Consider the following 19,928-nt stretch of genomic DNA (forward strand, 5'->3'; position numbering starts at 1 on the left):
CCATTTTCCGGACAGGACGCGATGATGTCAGACCTCCTCTTTTCCGCACCCGACTGGCCGCTGCTGACGATGAGGGGTAGCGAGCGGCGCATCCCGGTGCGGCGGGTGTTCTGCGTCGGCCGCAACTATGCCGCCCATGCGGCCGAGATGGGGAACGAAGTCGACCGCGAGGCGCCGTTCTATTTCACCAAATCTGCGCTTGCCGTGCTGCCCTGCGGCCCCGAGGGCGTCACCATGGCCTATCCGCCGGGAACGTCCGACCTGCACCACGAGGTCGAACTGGCCGTGATCCTCGGCGCGCCGGCCTTTCGCGTCCCCGAGGCCGAGGCGATGTCGATCGTCGCGGGTTATGCCTGCGCGCTCGACATGACGCGCCGCGATCTGCAGGCCAAGGCCAAGGACAAGCGCCGGCCGTGGTCGCTGGGCAAGGATTTCGAGGATTCCGCGATCATCGGCGATGTCACCCCGGCAGCGGACTGGGGTGCGCCTGGCAGGCAGGCGATCAAACTGTCGGTGGACGGGACAGTGCGGCAGGAGTCCCAGCTGGACCTGATGGTCTGGTCGGTCGCGGCGCTGATTGCAGACCTGTCGGGCTTTTACCACCTTCAGCCCGGCGACGTGATCCTTACCGGCACCCCGGAGGGTGTCGGCGCGGTCGAACCCGGTGCGCGGCTGACTGGCAGCATCGAGGGTCTGGCTCCACTCGACGTAACCATCGCCTGATACGGCGGGCCGCAGGCCTTGTGCGCGGCCCTTCCGATCGAACCAAACCGACCGCCCACAGACAGGAAGGCGCCATGGCTGACACCGACAATCCCCTCTGGTTCGCGGCGGATGAGATTCTGGTCGGCGGCGTCTGGCATCGTCCGGCGGGGGAAGGACTGGCGGTCCTCGATCCCTCTACCGGGGCGCAGATTGCCACCATCTCGCGCGGCGGGCCGGCAGAAATCGATGCCGCCGTCGCCGCTGCCCGTGCGGCCTTGCACGGGCCCTGGGGCGGGTTGACCGCGGCCGAGCGGGGGCGGCTGATGATGGCGCTGTCCGCCCGCGTGATCGAACGCGCGGACGATCTCGCCCGGCTCGAGGCGCTGGATGTCGGCAAGCCGCTGCGGCAGGCCCGCGCCGATGCCCTCGCCCTCGCGCGGTATTTCGAGTTCTACGCCGGCGCCTGCGACAAGCTGATGGGCGAGACGATTCCATATCTGAACGGCTACACGGTCTGGACCCTGCGCGAGCCGCATGGCGTCACCGCCCATATCGTGCCGTGGAACTACCCGATGCAGATCCTTGGGCGCTCGGTCGGCGCGGCCTTGGCGATGGGCAACGCCTGCGTCGTCAAGCCGGCCGAGGATGCCTGCCTGACGGCCCTCGCGCTGGGCAGGCTCGCGGATGAGGTCGGCTTTCCCCCGGGCGCGATCAACATCGTCACCGGCCTCGGGGCCGAGGCGGGCGCGGCGCTGGCTGGCCATCCCGGGGTCGATCACGTCAGCTTCACCGGCTCGGTCGGGGTCGGGCGGGCCATCCAGACGGCGGCCGCCGCGAACCTCGTCCCGGTGACGCTGGAGCTTGGCGGGAAATCCCCGCAACTGGTGTTCGCCGACGCGGATCTTGACCGGGCGCTGCCGTTTCTGGTCAACGCCGGCATCCAGAACGCCGGCCAGACCTGTTCTTGTGGCGCGCGCGTGCTGGTCGAGCGCAGCCGCATGGACGAGGTGACGGCCCGCATGGCCGCCGCCTACGAGGCCCTGCGGGTCGGCCCGGCGCTGGATGATCTGGACGTCGGCCCCATCATCTCGGCCCGGCAAAAGGCGACGGTCGAGGGCTTTCTGGCGCAGGGCACCGACCTGACCACTGCGGCCTGCGGCCAGATCGTCGATGGCGCGCCGGAGGGGGGGTTCTATGTCGCCCCGACGCTGTTCACCGGGGTCGGCCCGGACCACGTCCTCGCGCAGCAGGAGATCTTTGGCCCGGCGCAGGTCATCATTCCCTTCGACGACGAGGCCGAGGCCATCGCTATCGCCAACGGCACCCAATACGGGCTGGTCGCCGGGGTGTGGACGTCCGATCTGGGACGCGGCCTGCGCCTGACGCGTGCGGTCCGCGCCGGGCAGGTGTTCGTGAACAACTACGGCGCCGGGGGCGGGGTCGAACTGCCGTTCGGCGGCAGCGGCCATTCCGGCCACGGCCGCGAGAAGGGATTCGAGGCGCTCTACGGATTTTCGACCCTCAAGACCGTGGCGGCCTGGCACGGGTGAGGCTTCAGCCTGCCGTCAAACGGATGATGCCTGCCCCGAGCCTCAGGCAGGCGTCGCCGAATAGGGCGCAAACCGGGTCGAATCCGGGTCCACCGCCAGGGGCCGGGCGACCATCGGAAATGCGCGTTGCGGGCAGTTCTCGCGCACGCAGGTCTTGCAGGCCGGGCCGATGGGGGTGACGACAGCCGGATCATGGCTGTTCAGGTCGAGGCCGCGGGCATAGACCAACCGCCCCGCATGGGCGACGTCGCAGCCGATCGCCAGCGCAAAGGTCTTTCGGATCGCGCCATAGTGCCGCGACGGGCTGATGATGCTGCGCGTGACCCAGAAATAGCGCCGCCCGTCCGGCATCTCGGCGATCTGGGTCAGGATCTCGCCGGGGTGGTCGAACGCGGCGTGGACCCGCCATAGCGGGCAGCTGCCGCCGATCTTGCTGAAATGGAAATCGGTCGCCGACTGGCGCTTGCTGATATTTCCTGCCCGGTCGACACGCAGGAAAAAGAACGGAACGCCCCGCGCGTCGGGCCGCTGCAGGGTCGAGAGGCGATGGCAGGTCGCCTCGAACCCGCAGCCGAAAGCGCGGCCGAGGCGGTCGATGTCATAGCCAACCTCCTCGGCCATGCGCCGAAAAGCGCCATAGGGCATCAGCACAGCGCCGGCATAGTAATGCGCCAGCCCGATCCGCGCCAGCTTGGCCGCCGTCTCGCCAGAAAAGCGCGCGCTGGCCAAGACCTCGTCGATCGCCTCGGCACCCTCGATCAGGGCGATCTGGACCGCCAGTTGAAAGGCGATCTGGCCCTCGGTCAGGTTCGCCAGCAGGGTCAGCTCGCGCCGGTCGCGGTCGAACTGGCGCAAGGCAGGGGCATTCTTTTGCCGGCGCAGGGTGATGCCGTGGCGAGATTGCAGCCGCGCGGCGAGGCCGGGCACTGACAGCGGCTCGGGCAGCGGGCTGTCCGCTGACATCCGCTCGGCCTGGGCATCCAGCGTCGGGAAATAGTTGCGGTGGTCATAGATGAAATCGCGCACCTCCTCATAGGCGGTGGGCGGGGGCAGATCGGCGCCGTGGCCGATGGCGATGGCGGTGGCGCGGTCCTCGGCCTCGCGCGCGGCGCGATGCAGGGCCACGATGCGCTGGGCGATGGCGGGGCTGGTCGTCACCAGATCGGCGAGGCTGGCGGCACCTACCGAGGGATCGCCGACGAACGCCTCGCGCAATTCGGCCAAAAGGCGCGTGTCGCCTTCGGCCGAAAAGGGCTGCAAGTCCGTCCCCAGCGTCGCGTTCAGCCGTGCCAGGACCTGCGCGGTTAGCGGCCGCTGGTTGCGCTCCAGCTGGTTGAGATAGCTTGGCGAAATTCCCAGGCGCTGGGCCAGCGCGGCCTGCGTCAGCCCTTGGCCCTCGCGCAGCTGGCGCAGGCGGCCGCCAAGGAAAGCCTTTGTCGCACCCATCTTCGCAACCTTTGCAAATCGGCCTTGCAGGCTTTGCAGGCCCTCGCCTTTTCTGGGATTTGCAGGTCGAAGTCGAGGCCCTAGCTTGGCGTCAACCTTCGACAGCCTTCACAAGGAGCATTCGCATGTCCTATTCCGAGCTGCGCGCCAAGCTGGACCAACGCTACCCCGGCGGCACCGCCCCCGGCGGAATCGACCTCGACGCGATTGCCCAGCTGAAGGTCCAGAATACCTATGACACCCACCTCGACATCGCCCGGGCGATGGCCAAGGTGATGCGCGCCGATATGGCCGCCTATGACGCCGACACCTCGAAGTTCACCCAGTCTCTAGGCTGCTGGTCGGGCTTTCACGCCCAGCAGATGATCAAGTCGGTCAAGCGCATGCGCGGCACCGCCAAGGGCACCTATGTCTATCTGTCGGGCTGGATGGTCGCCGGCCTGCGCAACCGTTGGGGCCACCTGCCGGACCAGTCGATGCATGAAAAAACTGCCGTCGCCGATCTGATCCAGGAAATCTACACCTCGCTGCGTCAGGCGGACGAGGTCGCGCTGAACGACCTGTTCAAGACCCTGAAAACTGCCCGCGATGCCGGCGACAAGGCGGCCGAGCAAAAGGCCATCGCCGCGCTCGACAATTTCGAATCGCATGTCGTGCCGATCATCGCGGACATCGACGCCGGCTTCGGCAACGAGCATGCGACCTACCTGCTGGCCAAAGAACTGATCAAGGCCGGCGCCTGCTGCCTGCAGATCGAGAACCAGGTCAGCGACGCCAAGCAGTGCGGCCACCAGGATGGCAAGGTCACCGTGCCGCGCGAGGATTTCATCGAAAAGCTGCGCGCCTGCCGCCTCGCCTTTGAAGAGCTTGGCGTCGATGACGGCGTAATCGTGGCGCGCACCGACAGCCTCGGCGCCGGCCTGACCCAGAAGATCCCGGTCAGCAATGGCGACGATCTGGCCGCCGACTACATCAAGTGGCTGAAGACCGAGCCGATCACCGACGCAGCCCCGCTGCGCGAGGGCGAGCTGGCGATCGTCAAGGACGGTGCCCTGGCGCGCCCGGTCCGGATGCCGAACGGCCTGTTTGCCTTCCAGGAAGGCACCGGCCGCCAGCGTGTGATCGAGGACTGCATCTCCAGCCTGCGCGAGGGTGGTGCGGATCTGGTATGGATCGAGACCGATACCCCGAACGTGGACGAGATCGCCGCGATGGTGAACGAGATTCGCCAGGAGGTGCCCTATGCGAAGCTGGCCTATAATAACTCGCCGTCGTTCAACTGGACGCTGAACCTGCGCAAGCAGGTGCGCGAGCAGTGGCTGGCCGAGGGCAAGATCCAGGCCGGCGATTATCCGGACGGCAACGAACTGATGAAGGCCGATTACGACAACACCGATCTGGGCCGCGAGGCCGACGACCGGCTGCGCCGCTTCCAGACCGACATCTCGGCCCGTGCCGGCGTGTTCCACAACCTGATCACGCTGCCGACCTTCCATCTGACCGCCAAATCGGTGGACGAGTTGTCGCGCGGCTACTTTGGCGAGGACAAGATGCTGGCTTACGTGGCCACCGTCCAGCGCGAGGAAATCCGCCGCGGCATCAGCGCGGTGAAGCACCAGCACGAGGTCGGCTCGGACCTTGGCGATACGTTCAAGGAAATGGTCTCGGGCGAGCGCGCGCTGAAGGCGGGCGGCCACGCCAACACCATGAACCAGTTTGCGGCCGAGTGAGGCCGCGTCTACACCATGCGACAATGATGTGCGGCCGACCGGGCCGCACATTTCAGCATCAAGGAGGCATGTTGTGAGCGACGAGTCCAGTTTCCAGCGGGTCGATCTGCCCGCGCCGACCGACGAGGCCCGTGCCATCCAGCGCGTGGCCGAGGCCACCCACCGTCTGAACGAGGCAGTCCAGCGCGCCGTCTCGGCCGGGATCTCGGTCGAGGTGATTCGCGTGTCGCGCTTCCACGACGGCGCCGGCAACTGGGGTGACCAGGTCGTGCCGACGATCCGCGCCAAGGCCGAGAGTGCCTGACTCCCTCCTCGTCCAGCGACCCGTCTCGGCGACGCTGGTCGAGATGATCCTGCCCGAGCAGACCAACCACTACGGCACGCTGTTCGGGGGCGAGGGCCTGTCGCTACTGGCCAAGACCGCATTCGTGACGGCCAGCCGCTACGCCCGCGCCGATGTCGTCATGGCGGGCGCCGAGGGTGTGCGCTTTATCGCACCGGTCCCGCCTGGCGCCCTGCTGGAAATGACCGGCACTGTCACGCGGCAAGGACGCAGTTCGCTTACCGTGCGCGTCGAAGGCACGGCGGAGACGCCGCAGACCGGCGCCCGCCAGCCCGTCATGCAAGCCGACTTTGAAATGGTTGCCGTGGACGGCAGCGGCCGTCCGACACCGATCTGATGTGAGGACACCCGATGCTGATGCATAAACTGCGCACCTACAAATCCGCCGAAAAGCTGAACCGCGAGGATGAGCTGGCGTGGAAATTCGCCGCCATGGCCGCCGATGACGTAGCGATCGACGCCGACGTCGAAGAGATGATCATCAACCGCGTGATCGACAACGCCGCCGTTGCCGCGGCCTCGGTCGCGCGCCGCCCGGTCGCGAGCGCCCGTGCGCAGGCCCTTGCCCACCCGTTTTCGCCCGGCGCGACGGTCTTTGGCGTGTCCGACCGCGTCTCGCCCGAGTGGGCGGCCTGGGCGAACGGCACCGCGGTGCGCGAACTCGACTTTCACGACACGTTCCTGGCGGCTGACTACAGCCATCCCGGCGACAACATCCCGCCGATCCTGGCGGTCGCCCAGCACACCGGGCTGAACGGTCGCGACCTGATCCGCGGCATCGCCACCGGGTACGAGATCCAGGTCAATCTGGTCAAAGGCATCTGCCTTCACGAGCATAAGATAGACCACATCGCCCACCTTGGCGTGTCGGCCGCCGCCGGCATCGGAACTGCCCTGCGTCTGCCGGTCGAGGTCATCTATCAGGCCATCCAACAGGCGCTGCATGTCACCACGACCACGCGCCAGTCGCGCAAGGGCGCGATCTCATCCTGGAAAGCGTACGCCCCGGCCTTTGCCGGCAAGATGGCGATCGAGGCCGTCGACCGCGTGATGCGCGGCGAAGGCGCGCCCTCGCCGGCGTGGGAGGGCGAGGATGGCTTCATCGCTTGGATGCTGTCGGGTCCCGCGGCCAGCTACGAGGTGCCGGTCCCCGCGCCGGGCGAGGCCAAGCGCGCGATCCTCGACACCTACACCAAGGAATATTCCGCTGAATACCAGAGCCAGGCGTTGATCGACCTCGCCCGGCGGATGGGCCCGCAGATCGGCGATCTTTCGCAGATCGACAGCATCGTCATCCACACCAGCCATCACACCCACTACGTGATCGGCACCGGCGCCAACGATCCGCAGAAGATGGACCCGAACGCCAGCCGCGAGACGCTGGACCACTCGATCATGTATATCTTCGCCGTCGCGCTCGAGGATGGCGGCTGGCACCATGCCAAGAGCTATGCCCCCGAGCGGGCGCGGCGGCCGGAAACCGTGGCCCTGTGGCACAAGATCAGCACCGTCGAGGAGCCAGAGTGGACGCAGCGCTATCACGATGCGGCAAACAAGGCGTTCGGCGGCCGCGTGGTGGTCACCATGAAGGACGGCCGGGTGATCGAGGATCAGTTGGCCTTGGCGGATGCCCACCCGCAGGGCGCCCGCCCGTTCGGCCGCGCGCAATACAAGGAAAAGTTCATGATCCTTTCCGAAGGGGTCCTGACCGCCGCCGAGCAGCGGCGGTTCTTGACTGCGGCCGAGGGGCTGGCCGGGCTGACCGACCTCGCCGCGCTGAACTTTACCGTCGCCGCCGACCAGTTGGGCCCAGTCGGCAAGACCGGCCTGTTCGACTATCGGAAGGCATGAGCCATGAGCGACAGCGAGCTTAAGACCAAGCCCAAGAAATCGGTCGCGCTATCGGGCGTGCCGGCGGGCAACACCGCGATCTGCACCGTCGGCCAGACCGGCAATGACCTGCATTATCGTGGTTATGACATCGTCGACCTGGCGCGCGGCGCCAGCTTCGAGGAGGTCGCCTACCTGCTCGTCCATGGCACCCTGCCGACCTCGGCGGCGCTGCGCGCCTACTGTCGCAAGCTGCGCGGGCTGCGCGGGTTGCCGGTGGTGGTGCGCGAGACGCTGGAGGCGCTGCCCGCCGCGACCCATCCGATGGATGTGCTGCGCACCGGAGTGTCCGCCATGGGCTGCACCCTGCCCGAGGTGCCTGACCACAACGCCCCGGGCGCGAGGGACGTGATCGACCGGCTGATCGCCTCCCAAGGCTCGATGCTGCTCTACTGGTATCACTACGCCTTTAACGGCCGGATGATCGAGGTCGAGACTGACGACGAAACCACGGCCGGCCATTTCCTGCATCTGCTCCATGGGGTGCCACCCTCGCCGGAGGACGTGGCCGCGCTGGACAAAACCCTGATCCTTTACGCAGAGCACGAGTTCAACGCCTCGACCTTTACCGCCCGCATCATCGCCGGAACGGGAAGCGATATGTTCAGCTGCATCACCGGCGCCATCGGCGCGTTGCGCGGCCCCAAGCACGGCGGCGCCAACGAGGTCGCGCTGGAAATCCAGACCCGTTACGACAACCCCGAGGCGGCCGAGGCAGACATCCTGGAACGGATCGCCCGCAAGGAAGTCGTGATCGGCTTTGGGCATCCCGTCTATACTGTCTCAGATCCCCGCAACGCCGTCATCAAGGAGCTTGCGCAGGAGCTGTCGCAGGCCGCCGGTGATACCCGCCTCTTCGAGGTGGCCGAGCGGATCGAGACGGTGATGGCGCGGGAAAAGAAGATGTTCCCGAACCTCGACTGGTTTTCAGCCGTGTCCTACCACCAACTGGGCGTGCCGACGGCGATGTTCACGCCGATCTTTGCCATTGCCCGCACCTCGGGCTGGGGCGCGCATGTCATCGAGCAGCGCGAGGACGGCAAGATCATCCGCCCCTCGGCCAACTACACAGGTCCGGAAGACCGGACCTTCGTGCCATTGGCGGAACGGGAGGCGGCTCAGTCGTGAGACCGGCGCGCCAGATCGCTGGCGCGCGTGCATCGGCGGCCTGCGCGAGCTAACGGCCGACGCGCGTGAGCGACGAAGTGGGCGCGGGCATCAAGTGGCCTGCGCGCCCACTGCGCATGATCATTTTTTGGCTGCCCGCCGGTTCGTTCAGTTCCTTGTTAACAGTACCCGTCTTGGCGCGGTGTTGAGATGGGTGGGCGGTGCGATTCCGCGATGAGCATAGGTTGAGGCCATTCGGCGGCCTCCGGCGGCCGCACAGATCTAGCGACCCACCAGTTCCTTAAAGCTGCCCGTCGTTTGCCGAGCTTCGGATGATGGCCTCCATCGAGCCGGGTTGGCACCAACTCCCCCGCATATAGCGCCGGCTCACTCGCCGGACCGCCGATCGGCAGAGCGCCTGCGCACGGCAGAAATCTGGCGGCCGAGCGCGGCGACCGCCTCGGCCCGGCCGAACGCGCGCGTCGCCTCGTTCCGCGCAGCTTCGAATTGCGGGGTCATGCGCAGACGCTCCGCCTCGACCGCCTGACGCTCCACCATCGCCGCGCGGGTCAAGGCATTGGCGAGCCGCAGGTCGCGAAGGGGCTGCTGGGGATCGCTTTCCCGTTGGGCGGCAGGAACCCCGGCGGCCCTCATCAAGCGGACTGGTGAAACATGCTCTCGTGAAAAGGCATCTGGGCCGCGGTCGTCAACTTGCGCGCGGTCCCCGCCCGCAGCCACCCTTCTGTCCCCGGATTTTGCCTCGGTGCTGGCCCCGCCCGCGGCGCCGGCCCCCTCATCAGGCCACGCCCGGACCGCGCCGTCGGCGACACGAATGATTTCCATCCGCAGATCCTCGACCCGCGCATCCAGCGTGGCGATGTGGCGGCGCAGGGCCGAGAAATGCTTCAACTCGATATCAGCCTTCAATCGCGCAATGCGGGCCAGGGCCTCCAACTGGGTATCGCGGCTCACGTTTGGCCTCCGCCCCGCACGACACTGATGCGCGCCATCACCATCCCGCTTTCGCCTTCTTGCGCATCGCTTCGGCAAAGCGGATCGCGGCAGCGACGGCGGCAAAATGCGCAACCGGGATCTCGTCCCCTACCTCCATGGCAGCATGAAGCGCGCGGGCGCAGGGGGGGTCGGACCAGATCGGCACGCGGTGTTTGCCGGCGCGCTCTCGGATGCGGGCGGCGATCTCGTCCGTGCCCTTGGCAAGGCATACAGGTGCGCGCCCGCTGCCGCGTTTCCATTCCAAGGCAACGGCGTAGTGGGTCGGGTTGACGATCACGACATCGGCCTTTTCGACGTCGGCCAGCATCGAGCTCATGGCGATGTCGACTGCCCGCTGCCGGCGTAATGCCTTGAAATGCGGGTCGCCCTCGCTTTCCTTGTGTTCGTCCTCGGCCTCCTTGCGGGTCATGCGCAAGCGGCGGCGATGCTCGAGCCGTTTCCACAGCAGGTCCGCCCCGGCCAGTGCTGCGGTGATGCCGATCGCCAGTGCCATGACGTACTGCAGCACCAAGCCGAGCCCAAGCACCCATTGGGAATCGCGCATGAAGCCCGCGCGCGACAGCAATTCCAGCAGCATGCCGAAGAGCACCCAGCCCCCCGTTGCCGCCAATGCGACCTTGATGAGGGAAAGGGAAAAGGTGACCAGCCCCTTGACCCCGAACTTCTGTCCAAAGTTGCCGATCGGGTTGATGCGCGAGCCCTTGAGCGCGAGGTTAGATGACGTGAAAAGCAGCGTGCGCTGGGCCAAAAGGCCAACCAGTACAAACAGACCCGGCAGCGCCAGCAGCGCGAGGGTCGCAACTGCCGCGGTGCCGGCAATATCGCGCGCGGCGTCAAAGGACGCGCCGGGCGTGCGCCCCGCGATCCCTTCCGCATGGCTGACCTGTGCCAACCAGCGCCGCATGGCGATCGGGCCGCCGACGATCAGCGCGAGGAAAAGCCCGGCATAGGCCAGCAGCGCGTTCACCTCGAGCGAGCGGGGAATATCACCCTTTTCGCGCGCCTGCCGGAGGCGCTGTTCAGAGGCCTCGAAGGGTTTGTCTTCCGACTCGCTCATCGCGCGCGTCCCGGCTCGACCAGTTGGGGCAGGCGGGTATCCAGAACCGCGTCGGCCCAGACACCGATGATCGGCGCGGTGAAAACCGCGAGCCCGACCAGCGCCAGCAGGATCGCCAGCGGCGCGCCCACAAACACCACCGGCAACGCCGGCATGACCTTACCGATCACGCCGCTGATCGCCTGATACAGAAAACCGCCAAGGATAAAGGGCGACGCCAGCACCATCCCCAGTCCAAAGGCATGCGCCACGACCCGCGTCATCGACAGGGCGAGCACGCCGGGCTCGGGCAGGCTGGCGAGCGGCCACGCGTCGAAGCCGGCAGCGAGGTAGTCCGCGACCATCGCCGGAAAGCCCAGTGCCATCAGCACCGCCAGCCCGGCGAGATGGAAGAGGTTTCCGACCGGATGGGGGGCCATCTCGTTCTCGCCGCCGATCAGTTGCGCAAGCGAACTGGTCGAGGCGATAGCCGTGGCCGCAATGGATAGCGCCATCGCCGCCAGCCGGACCGTCAGGCCAAGGACCAGGCCGACGGCCAGCTCCGCGCCGCCAGCAAAGGCCAGTTGCGCCAGGTCGCCCGAGACTGGCGCTGGCAGGGCGACGAAGATCGGCGTCAGCGCAAGTGCCAGCGCGACGCGCAGGCGCACCGGTATGGCCCGCTCGCCGAGGCCGGGCAGCGTCATCACGCAGCCCAAAAGCCGCAGATGCACCAGAACGAGCATCGGCAGCGCGCCACCAAACATCTGGCTGGCTTCGGCAAAAACAGCCGTCACAGCGCCGGCGCCTCGACCGTGGCGATCAGGCGGACCGGCACGCCGGGTTCGATTTCTTCGAGCCCGAGGACGGTGGCGTCGATGCCCGAACTCGTCAGGATAATGCGGATCTGCCGCCGGCGGTGGTCCGGCACCGCCAGCAGGATCGGTCGCCGCCCCAATGCTTCCTGGCTGGCGCGGACCGCGTCGACCAGCTTGCTAGCTAGGCGAGGCAGGGTGGCAGCGATGGGCACCGGCATGCCGCCGCGCGGCGCGCCGCCCTCGGTTCGCACGAACTCGGCCTCCCATAGCGGATGCAGCTGCGCGATCTCGAGCGCGGGGGCATCGTCTAGGATGGCCTGCACGATCTCGCCGCGCAGGCGGCGGCGGACCTGATCAGTCACGAATTCGGGGCGCTCGAGGCCGCGGAACTCGGCCACCGCGTCGACGATCTGTGGCAGGTTGCGAATCGACACCCGTTCCTCCAGCAGCAGGCGCAGGACGGCGAGCAGCAATTCAGGCGAGACCTTGTCAGGGATCAGGCTGTCGAAGAACTTCTGGTTCGCCTCGGCCCGGCGGGTATCGCTCAGGCCGCGCAGCTCAGCGATCATGCGTTGCAGCGCGCCCAGCGTCATCAGCGAGGGCAGCGCGGCGCGCGCGATCTCCATCAGGTGGGTGGACAGGACCTCCATCGGGTTCACCACGGTTCCGCCTTGCAGGGTGGCATCGTGCTGGCGGGTCGCAGGCAGCCAGCGGGCGGGGGCGTCGTAGACCGGCTCGCGCACTTCCTCGCCGCCGATTGCTTCGAGCATGTCCGGATCGCCGAGGACCAGCACGTCATGCGGACGCAGCGTGCCGCGACCGCGAATGACGTTCTGCACCCGGACGATATAGGCCCCGGGCGGCAGGTCGGGCGCGTCCGTGATGCGGATTTCGGGCAGGATGACGCCGTAGCTCCGGGCGATGTGCACACGCAGGTTGCCAATCCGGGTGCCGAGGCCGCGCCCCTCGTCAAGGGCCGAGGCGACGAGGTCGCAGCCGATCTCGACCGAGATCTCGTCGAGGTCGAGGACATCGCCGATGCGCGATTCGGGGACGGGAAGGGCGGCGGTTTCAGCCTCCGCGGGGGCCGGGGCGCGAGTGTTCTGGGCGGTGCGCCAAGCCATTGCTGCCATGATCGCGGCGATGGTCAGGAACACCAGCGTGGGCATGCCGGGCACGAAGGCGAGGACGGCCATGCCGCCGGCGACGATCGCCGGGGCGCGCCAGTTGTGGACCAGCTCGCTCGACAGCAGTTCGACCGTGGTCTCGGTCGCGCCGCCGCGCGAGAGCAGCAACGCGGCCGCCATCGAGGTGACCAGCGCGGGTACTTGCGTGACCAGCCCGTCGCCGATCGTCAGATGGGCATAGGTCTGCAGTGCCTCGCCGACGCCCATGCCGCGGCTGAGAGTGCCGATGCTCAGGCCTACGACCAGATTGATGATGATGATGACAAGACCGGCGACGGCGTCACCCTTGACGAATTTCGAGGCGCCGTCGAGCGAGCCGAAAAAGCTGATCTCGCGCTGCTCGCGCTCGCGCCGCCGCTTGGCTTCCTCGTGGTCGATGGCGCCGGCGTTCAGATCGCCGTCGATGGCCAGTTGCTTGCCGGGCAGCGAATCGAGGGCGAACCGGGCCGCGACCTCGGCCATGCGGCCCGAGCCCTTGGTGATGACCATGAAGTTCACGGCCGAGATGACGGCGAACACCGTCAGGCCGATCAGCAGCGAATTGCCGGCCACGAAGCTGGAAAAGCCGCTGATGATATGACCGGCGGCGTCCGGACCGTTGTGCCCGCGAGTGAGGATCAGCCGGGTCGAGGACACGTTCAGCGACAGCCGCAGCACCAGCGTGACCAGCAACAGCACCGGGAACGCCTGAAAATCCGTGGGCCGCGTGACCAGCGTCGCCATGACCAGGATCAGGATCGAACTCGCGATCGACACCGCGATGCCGATGTCCAGCAGCATGGGCGGGATCGGCAGGACCATCGACATGACGACCAGTACCAGAATGCCGGTAACCAGCAGCGACTGGCGCGTCGAGGCACCTGCCGGGGCGGCCACGACGGGCGCAACGGCGCTCACAGGCTGCCCTCCGGCCCGGGCGTCTCGGGCGGAATCGGGGCGAGCAACCGCTGTAGATCGACGGGTGGGCCGTCCAGCAGACCGAGCCGCCGCAGATAGGCAACGGCCGTCAGTCGGTCGTGAGGCAACATCGGCTCGAGCAGCTTGGGTAATTCTGGGGGCACGGACTCCCCCGCCAGAAGCCACTTCTCTGCGTCGGCCAGAAAGATGGTCAGCCGCTTGGCCGAAGCCGCGACTTGATCGGTGGCCGACGTCATGAGGCGGGGCAGCTGTGACAAGGCTGCATTGGCGGTCACGGCGGGGGCGATCTGCCCCGTGGATTCCGCTGGTCCTGTCGCGGCAGACATTTGGTCCGGCGCCGCTCCGGTCGGCTGGGCCAAAGCGTCGCCGGTGAGGACCATTGCAGCAAGCAGAGCAGCCGAGCCAACGCGCAGGGCGAACTCACCTACCCTCATGATGCACGCTTGATTTCGCGCAGCGCGGTTTCGACGCTGACGAAGCTGGGGCGCAGGTTGTCGGGCGCGGCCTGTCGGCCGACCTCGACGCAGAGGTTGGTGGCGTGCTGGTGCAGGCCGGCGACGAGGACCGACTTGATGACCTCGTAAAAGCTCTCGTCCTGGCGGCGCACGCCGGTGAGGCGCTGGGCGAGCGGGGCCACGAAGCCGTAGGCCAGAAACACGCCCAGGAACGTACCGACGAGGGCCCCGCCGATCATCTTGCCCAGGATCTCGGGCGGCTGGTCGATCGAGCCCATGGTCTTGATAACCCCCAGAACCGCCGCGACGATGCCGAGCGCCGGCAGCGCGTCGGCTGTGCTTTGCAGCGCGTGCGGCACATGCATGCCCTCGGTCCGCATCAACGCGATCCGGCGGGAGAGCATCTCCTCGACCTGATAAGGATCGTCGTAATTGAGGCTGGCCGAGCGCAGCGTGTCGGTGATCAGCGTCACCGCCTCATGGTCCTTCAGGATACGGGGATATTCGCGAAAGATCGTCGAATCCTCGGGCCGCTCGATATGTTCCTCCAACTCGACCGGGCTGGAGCGCGCCAGACGCAGCAGCTGGTACATCAGGCACAGCACGTCCTGATGGTCGGCCTGGGTCCAGCGCGCGCCCTTGAAGGCACGCATGATGCCCGGCCAGGTGTGTTTCAGGACCGAGGTCTCGTTCGACAGCGCAAAGGCACCGACGGCGGCGCCGCCGATGATCATCATCTCGTGCGGCAGCGAGTGCAGGATCACCTCGAGGTGACCGCCGGCGAGGATGAAGCCGCCGAACACCATTGCAAAGGTCAGTGCCATGCCGATCAGGCCGAACATCGCGTCCCCTTTTCAGTTCGAGCGGACGCGGCGGGCGCCCATATGCGTAGTCAGGATGGCCGCCTGGGCCGGCTCAACAGAGGCCAGGATCTGCGCGCCGGTGCCCGGATCGACGCGCATTAGGATCTCGGCCGCGAAGTCCGGGGGCAGGTTTGCCAGCACCGCAGCGGCATCGCGCGGCTTCATCGCGTCATAGACGCCGACGAGTCTGTCGATGTCGTCACTGACCTCGCGCTTGATCTCGCTGTTATGTCCGGTCCCTGCGTCGCGCACGGCCTTCAGCTGGCGCAGCTTGCTGGTCAGCGTGCCCTCGGCCAGGGCGATCTCGGCCTTTTTCTTGTCCAGTTCCTGCTGATAGCGGGTGATCGCCGCACTGCGCGAGGCCAGCAGGTCGGACAGCGCCACCGCCTCGGGAATGTCGGTGCAGCCGGCCAGCAACCCGGCGGTCGCCGGGGCGGCGGCCTGCGCGGCACTGAGGTCGACCATTGCGGCGACCTGAACCCCGCCCATGAGCACGAAGGCGGTCCCGAGGATCGGCAAAAGACGCCTACGCCACATCGCTTACCTCGGCGCCGGAGGGCGCATCATCGCTGTCGGACCTGCGGCGGCGGCGCATCCGCACTCCTGCGCCCGGCGCAGAAACCGGGGCCATCCGCGTCTGGATCGCCCACAGGGCGCGCTCGTTGCGCGCATTTTCAACAGCGGCGGCCAGTTGCGCCCCGGCACCAGCGGCCTCGCGCCGGGTCTGCGCCAGCGCCGCCTCGAGGCGCGAGACCTCGGAGGTCATCACCGCAATGGCGCCCCCAAGCCCGCTCTCCAGATCGTTCAGCCGGCGAAGGCGACGCGCCAGAACGGCGCAATAGATCGCCAGCGCGACGCAAGCTATGGCGAGGCCGATCTGGGCCACGTGCTGCAAGGTCAAACCGTTCATTTCAGGGCGAACTCCGTGACGAGAACCTCGACCGGAACGTCCGCGCCGATGGCGAGGCGGGCGCGGGTCGTCAGCTCTTCGCGTATGATTTCCAGGATGCCGCGGCGGTCAAAGGCGGCCGGCGCGATGCCGGTCAGGAAGGTGTTGAACGCGTCGGTGACGCGTGGCTGCAGATGCTCGACCTTTGCCTTTCCTGCCTCGGTCGTCTCGATAGTGACGATCAGGTGCAGCAGGCGAGGGCGCAGGTCGGGCAAGGTCACGTTGATCGGCGGCACCGGCACGAACACGACCTCCGGTTCGTCAGCCGCCCCGTGGTGCGCGCCGCCGATCAGCGACAGCGGCGACCAGAGCCCAAAATATGTGCTGGCGCCCCCAGCCAGCGCGGCAAGCACGGGCAGGACCAGTAGCAGCACCATGCGCCGCCGCCGGCCTGCGGTCGGCTCGGCGACGTCATTGGTCGTCAGGGCAAGGTCGGTCATGGCTGATTCTCCGTCCGTCGGGATCGGCTTAGCAGCCGGGCACTAACCAATATTTAACGCCCCTCGGGCTAACACCGGCTGGTCGAAGAACTTGACCGATTCGAGGGGTGTGCCTTGCAGAAACTGCGGGACTACTGGGCCGAGCGCAGCCGGAAGCAACGGCTGACGCTGGCAGGCGTCTTTGTCGGCTCGCTGTTGGCGATTGCTGCATTTGCGTGGGCGGCCGGGCGAACCCCGCTGGCGCTGCTTTACTCGAGCCTCGATCCCGCCCAGGCCGGCGAGGTCGTGGCCGAAGTTGATCGGCGCGGCATTCCCTATGAGGTGCGCGGCGAGACGATCTGGGTCGCCAGCGCCGATCGGGACCGGTTGCGCATGGATCTTGCGGCGCAGGGGCTGCCGGCCGCGGGCGGCTCGGGGTACGAACTGCTCGACGGTATGTCGGGCTTTGGCACCACCTCGCAGATGTTCGATGCAGCCTATTGGCGCGCGAAGGAGGGCGAGCTGGCGCGCACGATCCTCGCCCTGCCCAATGTCAAATCGGCGCGCGTGCATCTGGCCGTTCCGACCACCCGCGGCTATCGCCGCGAATCGGCCGGCACCGCCTCGGTGACGATCACGACGACCAACACCCCCCTCTCGCGCGAGCAGGCCCGCTCGCTGCAATTTCTGATCTCGTCGGGCGTGCCGGGTATGGCGCCAGAGGCAGTCAGCGTGATCGATAGCGCCAAGGGGGTCATCAACCCGGCCGACGATCAGTCCGGCGCCGACCGCGAGGCCGACATCCGGCGCAATGTCGAGCGTATCCTCGAGGCGCATGTCGGCGGCGGCAACGCCATCGTCGAGCTGCACCTCGATCTGGACGGCGAGCGCGAGCAACTGACTGAGCAACGCTTTGATCCCAAGGAGCGCGCGCTCGTTTCAGAGGAAGTGGAGGAAACCAAGGACCAGAGCAGTAACGGCGCCTCGGGCGCGGTCACGGCCTCGTCCAACCTGCCTGACAGCGAGGCCTCGAAATCGGGCGAGCAGAGCCGTGCCAACCGGGCAGAGAACCGGCAGCGCAGCAATTACGAGGTCAGCCAGGTCACCCGCGAGGTGCTGCGCCAGCCCGGCGCGGTCAAGCGCCTGACGGTCGCGGTGCTGGTGAACGGCGTGTTGACCGAGGGGGCGGATGGCAAGCAGCAGCTGGTCCCCCGCAGCGAGGCCGAGCTCGGCGCGATCCGCGAGCTGGTTGCCTCGGCGGTCGGCTTTGACGAGGCCCGCGGCGACCAGCTGACGGTCAAGTCGCTGCCCTTCGCGGCGGTGTCCGACGGCGGCACCCTGGCCGAGCGGCCAGGCTGGCTGGACCGGCTTGCGCTGAACGATCTGGCTCGCCTCGGGCTGATCGGCCTTTTCGCGCTGGGCATCGCGCTGGTCCTGCTGCGCCCGGCGCTGAAGGCGCGGATGGCGGCCGCGCTGACGGGCCCGGCGGGACTGACGATGCTGTCAGGCACGCCTCAACCGGCCGGCGCGGGGACGGAGGCACCGGGGTTCGAATTACTGCCCGCGCCGGCCTTTGCCCTGCCCATGGACCCGGGCGCCCCTGTCGGAATCGAAAGCGGCGCCTTGCCGATGAACTTCTCGATGCCGGAGTTCTCGTTCGAGCCGATGGCTGGCGGCTCGGGCCCGGTCGAGCGCCTGCGCGAGCTTATGCGCACCCGCCAGGATGAAAGCGTCAAGCTGCTGTCTGCCTGGATCGGCGAGGGTGAGGCAGCCTCGTGATCCAGACCCTGCAGCTGGAATCATTCTTGCGGGTCGCCCCCGCGCCACCACCGGCCGCAGTGTTTGATGAGGCCGACCTAGCCATGGCGCGTGCGGCCGGGCGGGTCGAAGGCCTCGCCGAGGGACGGGATGCCGCTGCCTCGATACTGGCCGCCGCCGTGGACGAACTAGCTGCGCAGCTTGCCGCCCAAGACCGGCGCTTGGCCGATTCCTCCCGACACCTTGAGGTACAGATTAGCGACGTGGCGCGCGCCATTATCGCCGCCCTCGCCGCCCCGCTCCGCGCTGAGACGCTGTCGGCGCAGGTCTGCGCGGCGCTGGCGGCCGAGATCGAGGCGGGTATCCCGGCCCCGCCGCGCCTGCGTTGCGAGGCCGCGTCCGCTCCCGCCCTGCGCGCGGCGCTGGATTCCGGAGGGCTTCATCAGATCCAGATCGACACCGGCGGCTCTGGGGCGGAGTTCGGCGTGCCGGACGGTCTGGTGCGCCTCGACCCGGATCGCTTGCAGGCGGCGCTGCTGGCCATCGTCGCCGAGATGGACGCGCCCGATCCTGGCCGCCCCGCCGACACCAGCCCCCCCGAGGAGAATTCCGATGAGTGAGCGTATCGACGCCCTGTTTGCCACCGATCACATCAAGGTCGAACTGACCATCCGCCTGGGCGGGGCAGTTATGACCGTCGCACAGCTGTCAGCATTGGGGCCGGATGACGTGCTGACGCTCGACCGCGACATCAGCGACGGGGTCGAGGTTTGCGTCGGCGACAAGGTGATCGCCCATGGCTTACTGGTCAGCGAGGGTCCGGGCGACCGGCTGTCGGTGCGTATCTCTGGGCCGGCCGAGGCGGCATGAGGCACCGTCTGCTTCTGGCCGCCGGTGCGGTGATGCTGGCGGCAGCCTTGGCGCTGCCGATCCCGGCGCTGGCGCAGGCGATCGGGCCCAACCTGCCTGTCCCGCCCGCAGGTGCTGGCGATCTTGCCGACGGCCTCGGCGGATTGGCCGGCGGGGTCGGCCGCAACGCCGCGTTTCTGGTCCTTGCGATGACGGCGCTTTCGCTGGCGCCCGGCCTCGCCATCGCCGTCACCTGCTTTCCGTTCATCGTCACCGTCCTGTCGATCCTGCGACAGTCCATCGGGCTGCCGCAGTCGCCGCCCAACATGCTGATCGTGGTGCTGTCGATATTCCTGACGTGGTTTGTCATGGACCCGGTCCTGCGCGAGGCATGGCGGGTCGCGGGCCAACCGCTGCAGGCCGGCCAGATCAACCTCAGCGAGGCGTTCGACCGCGGTATTGTGCCGTTCCGCGCCTTCATGGAGGCGCGCACCGACCCCGACACGCTGGCCGCCCTGGCCGAAGTCGCGCCGGGCCGCATGGACGCGGCAGCGGCAACACCCGGCAGTTCGGCCGCCGAGGCCGACGTGGCGCGCGAGGCGGCCTTGGGTGATCCCGCCGCAGCGGCGCTGTCGGTGCTGGTGCCGTCCTTTATGCTCAGCGAGGTCCAGCGCGCTTTCGAGGTCGGCTTCCTGATCGCCCTGCCGTTTCTGGTGATCGACCTGGTCGTGTCCGCTGTCCTGATGTCGATGGGCATGATGATGGTCCCGCCCGCAGTCGTGGCCCTGCCGTTCAAGCTCGCGTTTTTTGTCGTCGTCGATGGCTGGGGCATGGTCGCTGGCGCTCTGGTGCGCAGCTATCAGTGACTGGCCGTGAATAATCCGGCCTGGCCGG

General features: G+C 67.6%; 21 protein-coding genes. 11 read left to right on the forward strand and 10 right to left on the reverse strand.

Annotation, left to right across the window (positions count from 1 at the left end; translation table 11 throughout):
* Positions 1–21: 21 nt before the first annotated feature.
* Entirely contained in the window at positions 22–723 is a 702-nt protein-coding gene (locus tag DRW48_RS04345; RefSeq protein ID WP_422385749.1) for a fumarylacetoacetate hydrolase family protein, read from the forward strand.
* A 74-nt stretch (positions 724–797) separates the two neighbouring features.
* The gene (locus DRW48_RS04350; RefSeq protein ID WP_114075343.1) at positions 798–2,255 is read left to right on the forward strand and encodes an aldehyde dehydrogenase family protein; all 1,458 of its coding nucleotides are present in this window, start codon (positions 798–800) and stop codon (positions 2,253–2,255) included.
* A gap of 42 nt (positions 2,256–2,297) precedes the next feature.
* Here DRW48_RS04350 and DRW48_RS04355 read toward each other — a convergent pair whose 3' ends face one another.
* Positions 2,298–3,701: a short-chain fatty acyl-CoA regulator family protein gene (locus DRW48_RS04355; protein ID WP_114075344.1), complete on the reverse strand. Its 1,404-nt coding sequence runs from the start codon at positions 3,699–3,701 to the stop codon at positions 2,298–2,300.
* A 125-nt stretch (positions 3,702–3,826) separates the two neighbouring features.
* On the opposite strand from DRW48_RS04355, the gene DRW48_RS04360 reads away from it, so the two are divergent.
* The 5 genes from DRW48_RS04360 (at position 3,827) to prpC (ending at position 8,792) form a co-directional block, all read left to right on the forward strand.
* Positions 3,827–5,431, forward strand: a complete 1,605-nt coding sequence (locus tag DRW48_RS04360; protein WP_114075345.1) for an isocitrate lyase — start codon at positions 3,827–3,829, stop codon at positions 5,429–5,431.
* A 73-nt stretch (positions 5,432–5,504) separates the two neighbouring features.
* Positions 5,505–5,735 (forward strand): hypothetical protein, encoded by a 231-nt coding sequence (locus DRW48_RS04365; protein WP_199286155.1) that lies wholly within the window; start codon positions 5,505–5,507, stop codon positions 5,733–5,735.
* Positions 5,728–6,111, forward strand: a complete 384-nt coding sequence (locus DRW48_RS04370) for an acyl-CoA thioesterase (RefSeq protein WP_241963373.1) — start codon at positions 5,728–5,730, stop codon at positions 6,109–6,111. The genes DRW48_RS04365 and DRW48_RS04370 overlap by 8 nt, the downstream gene beginning before the upstream one ends.
* Before the next feature lie 14 nt (positions 6,112–6,125).
* Positions 6,126–7,625: an MmgE/PrpD family protein gene (locus DRW48_RS04375; protein ID WP_114075346.1), complete on the forward strand. Its 1,500-nt coding sequence runs from the start codon at positions 6,126–6,128 to the stop codon at positions 7,623–7,625.
* 3 nt (positions 7,626–7,628) lie between these two features.
* Complete coding sequence (gene prpC, locus DRW48_RS04380; RefSeq protein WP_114075347.1) at positions 7,629–8,792, forward strand: bifunctional 2-methylcitrate synthase/citrate synthase; 1,164 nt, start codon at positions 7,629–7,631, stop codon at positions 8,790–8,792.
* 366 nt (positions 8,793–9,158) lie between these two features.
* On the opposite strand, the gene DRW48_RS04385 is transcribed toward prpC, so the two are convergent.
* The 9 genes from DRW48_RS04385 to DRW48_RS04425 all read right to left on the reverse strand — a co-directional run bounded on the left by DRW48_RS04385 (position 9,159) and on the right by DRW48_RS04425 (position 16,448).
* Positions 9,159–9,743, reverse strand: coding sequence for a hypothetical protein (locus DRW48_RS04385; protein ID WP_114075348.1), 585 nt, complete (start codon positions 9,741–9,743; stop codon positions 9,159–9,161).
* A gap of 37 nt (positions 9,744–9,780) precedes the next feature.
* Positions 9,781–10,842, reverse strand: coding sequence for a flagellar type III secretion system protein FlhB (gene flhB / locus DRW48_RS04390; protein WP_114075349.1), 1,062 nt, complete (start codon positions 10,840–10,842; stop codon positions 9,781–9,783).
* Complete coding sequence (locus DRW48_RS04395; protein ID WP_241963374.1) at positions 10,839–11,615, reverse strand: flagellar biosynthetic protein FliR; 777 nt, start codon at positions 11,613–11,615, stop codon at positions 10,839–10,841. The genes flhB and DRW48_RS04395 overlap by 4 nt, the downstream gene beginning before the upstream one ends.
* Positions 11,612–13,720, reverse strand: a complete 2,109-nt coding sequence (locus DRW48_RS04400) for an FHIPEP family type III secretion protein (protein ID WP_338418429.1) — start codon at positions 13,718–13,720, stop codon at positions 11,612–11,614. The genes DRW48_RS04395 and DRW48_RS04400 overlap by 4 nt, the downstream gene beginning before the upstream one ends.
* Positions 13,717–13,977: a hypothetical protein gene (locus tag DRW48_RS15850; RefSeq protein ID WP_162784670.1), complete on the reverse strand. Its 261-nt coding sequence runs from the start codon at positions 13,975–13,977 to the stop codon at positions 13,717–13,719. The genes DRW48_RS04400 and DRW48_RS15850 overlap by 4 nt, the downstream gene beginning before the upstream one ends.
* A 194-nt stretch (positions 13,978–14,171) precedes the next feature.
* The gene (gene motA, locus DRW48_RS04410) at positions 14,172–15,038 is read right to left on the reverse strand and encodes a flagellar motor stator protein MotA (protein WP_114075351.1); all 867 of its coding nucleotides are present in this window, start codon (positions 15,036–15,038) and stop codon (positions 14,172–14,174) included.
* Positions 15,039–15,050: 12 nt separating this feature from the next.
* Positions 15,051–15,596, reverse strand: a complete 546-nt coding sequence (locus tag DRW48_RS04415; protein WP_114075352.1) for a MotE family protein — start codon at positions 15,594–15,596, stop codon at positions 15,051–15,053.
* Entirely contained in the window at positions 15,586–15,969 is a 384-nt protein-coding gene (locus DRW48_RS04420) for a hypothetical protein (protein WP_114075353.1), read from the reverse strand. The genes DRW48_RS04415 and DRW48_RS04420 overlap by 11 nt, the downstream gene beginning before the upstream one ends.
* Positions 15,966–16,448, reverse strand: a complete 483-nt coding sequence (locus tag DRW48_RS04425; protein ID WP_114075354.1) for a flagellar basal body-associated FliL family protein — start codon at positions 16,446–16,448, stop codon at positions 15,966–15,968. Before DRW48_RS04425 ends, DRW48_RS04420 begins: the two co-directional genes overlap by 4 nt.
* 114 nt (positions 16,449–16,562) lie before the next feature.
* On the opposite strand from DRW48_RS04425, the gene fliF reads away from it, so the two are divergent.
* From fliF to DRW48_RS04445, 4 genes are read left to right on the forward strand one after another with little or no spacing between them, the layout of a single operon-like run.
* Positions 16,563–18,206, forward strand: coding sequence for a flagellar basal-body MS-ring/collar protein FliF (gene fliF / locus DRW48_RS04430; protein WP_114075355.1), 1,644 nt, complete (start codon positions 16,563–16,565; stop codon positions 18,204–18,206).
* Positions 18,203–18,805 (forward strand): hypothetical protein, encoded by a 603-nt coding sequence (locus DRW48_RS04435; RefSeq protein ID WP_114075356.1) that lies wholly within the window; start codon positions 18,203–18,205, stop codon positions 18,803–18,805. The genes fliF and DRW48_RS04435 overlap by 4 nt, the downstream gene beginning before the upstream one ends.
* On the forward strand, positions 18,798–19,055 hold the full coding sequence (locus DRW48_RS04440; protein WP_114075357.1) for a FliM/FliN family flagellar motor C-terminal domain-containing protein: 258 nt from the start codon (positions 18,798–18,800) through the stop codon (positions 19,053–19,055). Before DRW48_RS04435 ends, DRW48_RS04440 begins: the two co-directional genes overlap by 8 nt.
* Positions 19,052–19,900 carry a flagellar type III secretion system pore protein FliP gene (locus DRW48_RS04445; protein WP_114075358.1) on the forward strand — a complete coding sequence of 283 codons (849 nt, stop codon included), beginning with the start codon at positions 19,052–19,054 and terminating at the stop codon, positions 19,898–19,900. Before DRW48_RS04440 ends, DRW48_RS04445 begins: the two co-directional genes overlap by 4 nt.
* Positions 19,901–19,928: the final 28 nt, after the last annotated feature.

It is taken from the genome of Paracoccus suum (assembly GCF_003324675.1).
GTDB lineage: Bacteria > Pseudomonadota > Alphaproteobacteria > Rhodobacterales > Rhodobacteraceae > Paracoccus > Paracoccus suum.

Excerpts from the sequence above, each read along its gene's own strand:
- DRW48_RS04350 (WP_114075343.1), top strand. The coding sequence starts at position 798 with ATGGCTGACACCGACAATCCCCTCTGGTTCGCGGCGGATGAGATTCTG.
- DRW48_RS04445 (WP_114075358.1), top strand. The coding sequence starts at position 19,052 with ATGAGGCACCGTCTGCTTCTGGCCGCCGGTGCGGTGATGCTGGCGGCA.
- motA (WP_114075351.1), bottom strand. The coding sequence starts at position 15,038 with ATGTTCGGCCTGATCGGCATGGCACTGACCTTTGCAATGGTGTTCGGC.
- DRW48_RS04375 (WP_114075346.1), top strand. The coding sequence starts at position 6,126 with ATGCTGATGCATAAACTGCGCACCTACAAATCCGCCGAAAAGCTGAAC.
- DRW48_RS04345 (WP_422385749.1), top strand. The coding sequence starts at position 22 with ATGATGTCAGACCTCCTCTTTTCCGCACCCGACTGGCCGCTGCTGACG.
- DRW48_RS04440 (WP_114075357.1), top strand. The coding sequence starts at position 18,798 with ATGAGTGAGCGTATCGACGCCCTGTTTGCCACCGATCACATCAAGGTC.
- DRW48_RS15850 (WP_162784670.1), bottom strand. The coding sequence starts at position 13,977 with ATGACGTCGGCCACCGATCAAGTCGCGGCTTCGGCCAAGCGGCTGACC.
- DRW48_RS04415 (WP_114075352.1), bottom strand. The coding sequence starts at position 15,596 with ATGTGGCGTAGGCGTCTTTTGCCGATCCTCGGGACCGCCTTCGTGCTC.
- flhB (WP_114075349.1), bottom strand. The coding sequence starts at position 10,842 with ATGAGCGAGTCGGAAGACAAACCCTTCGAGGCCTCTGAACAGCGCCTC.
- DRW48_RS04360 (WP_114075345.1), top strand. The coding sequence starts at position 3,827 with ATGTCCTATTCCGAGCTGCGCGCCAAGCTGGACCAACGCTACCCCGGC.
- DRW48_RS04420 (WP_114075353.1), bottom strand. The coding sequence starts at position 15,969 with ATGAACGGTTTGACCTTGCAGCACGTGGCCCAGATCGGCCTCGCCATA.
- prpC (WP_114075347.1), top strand. The coding sequence starts at position 7,629 with ATGAGCGACAGCGAGCTTAAGACCAAGCCCAAGAAATCGGTCGCGCTA.
- DRW48_RS04425 (WP_114075354.1), bottom strand. The coding sequence starts at position 16,448 with ATGACCGACCTTGCCCTGACGACCAATGACGTCGCCGAGCCGACCGCA.
- DRW48_RS04355 (WP_114075344.1), bottom strand. The coding sequence starts at position 3,701 with ATGGGTGCGACAAAGGCTTTCCTTGGCGGCCGCCTGCGCCAGCTGCGC.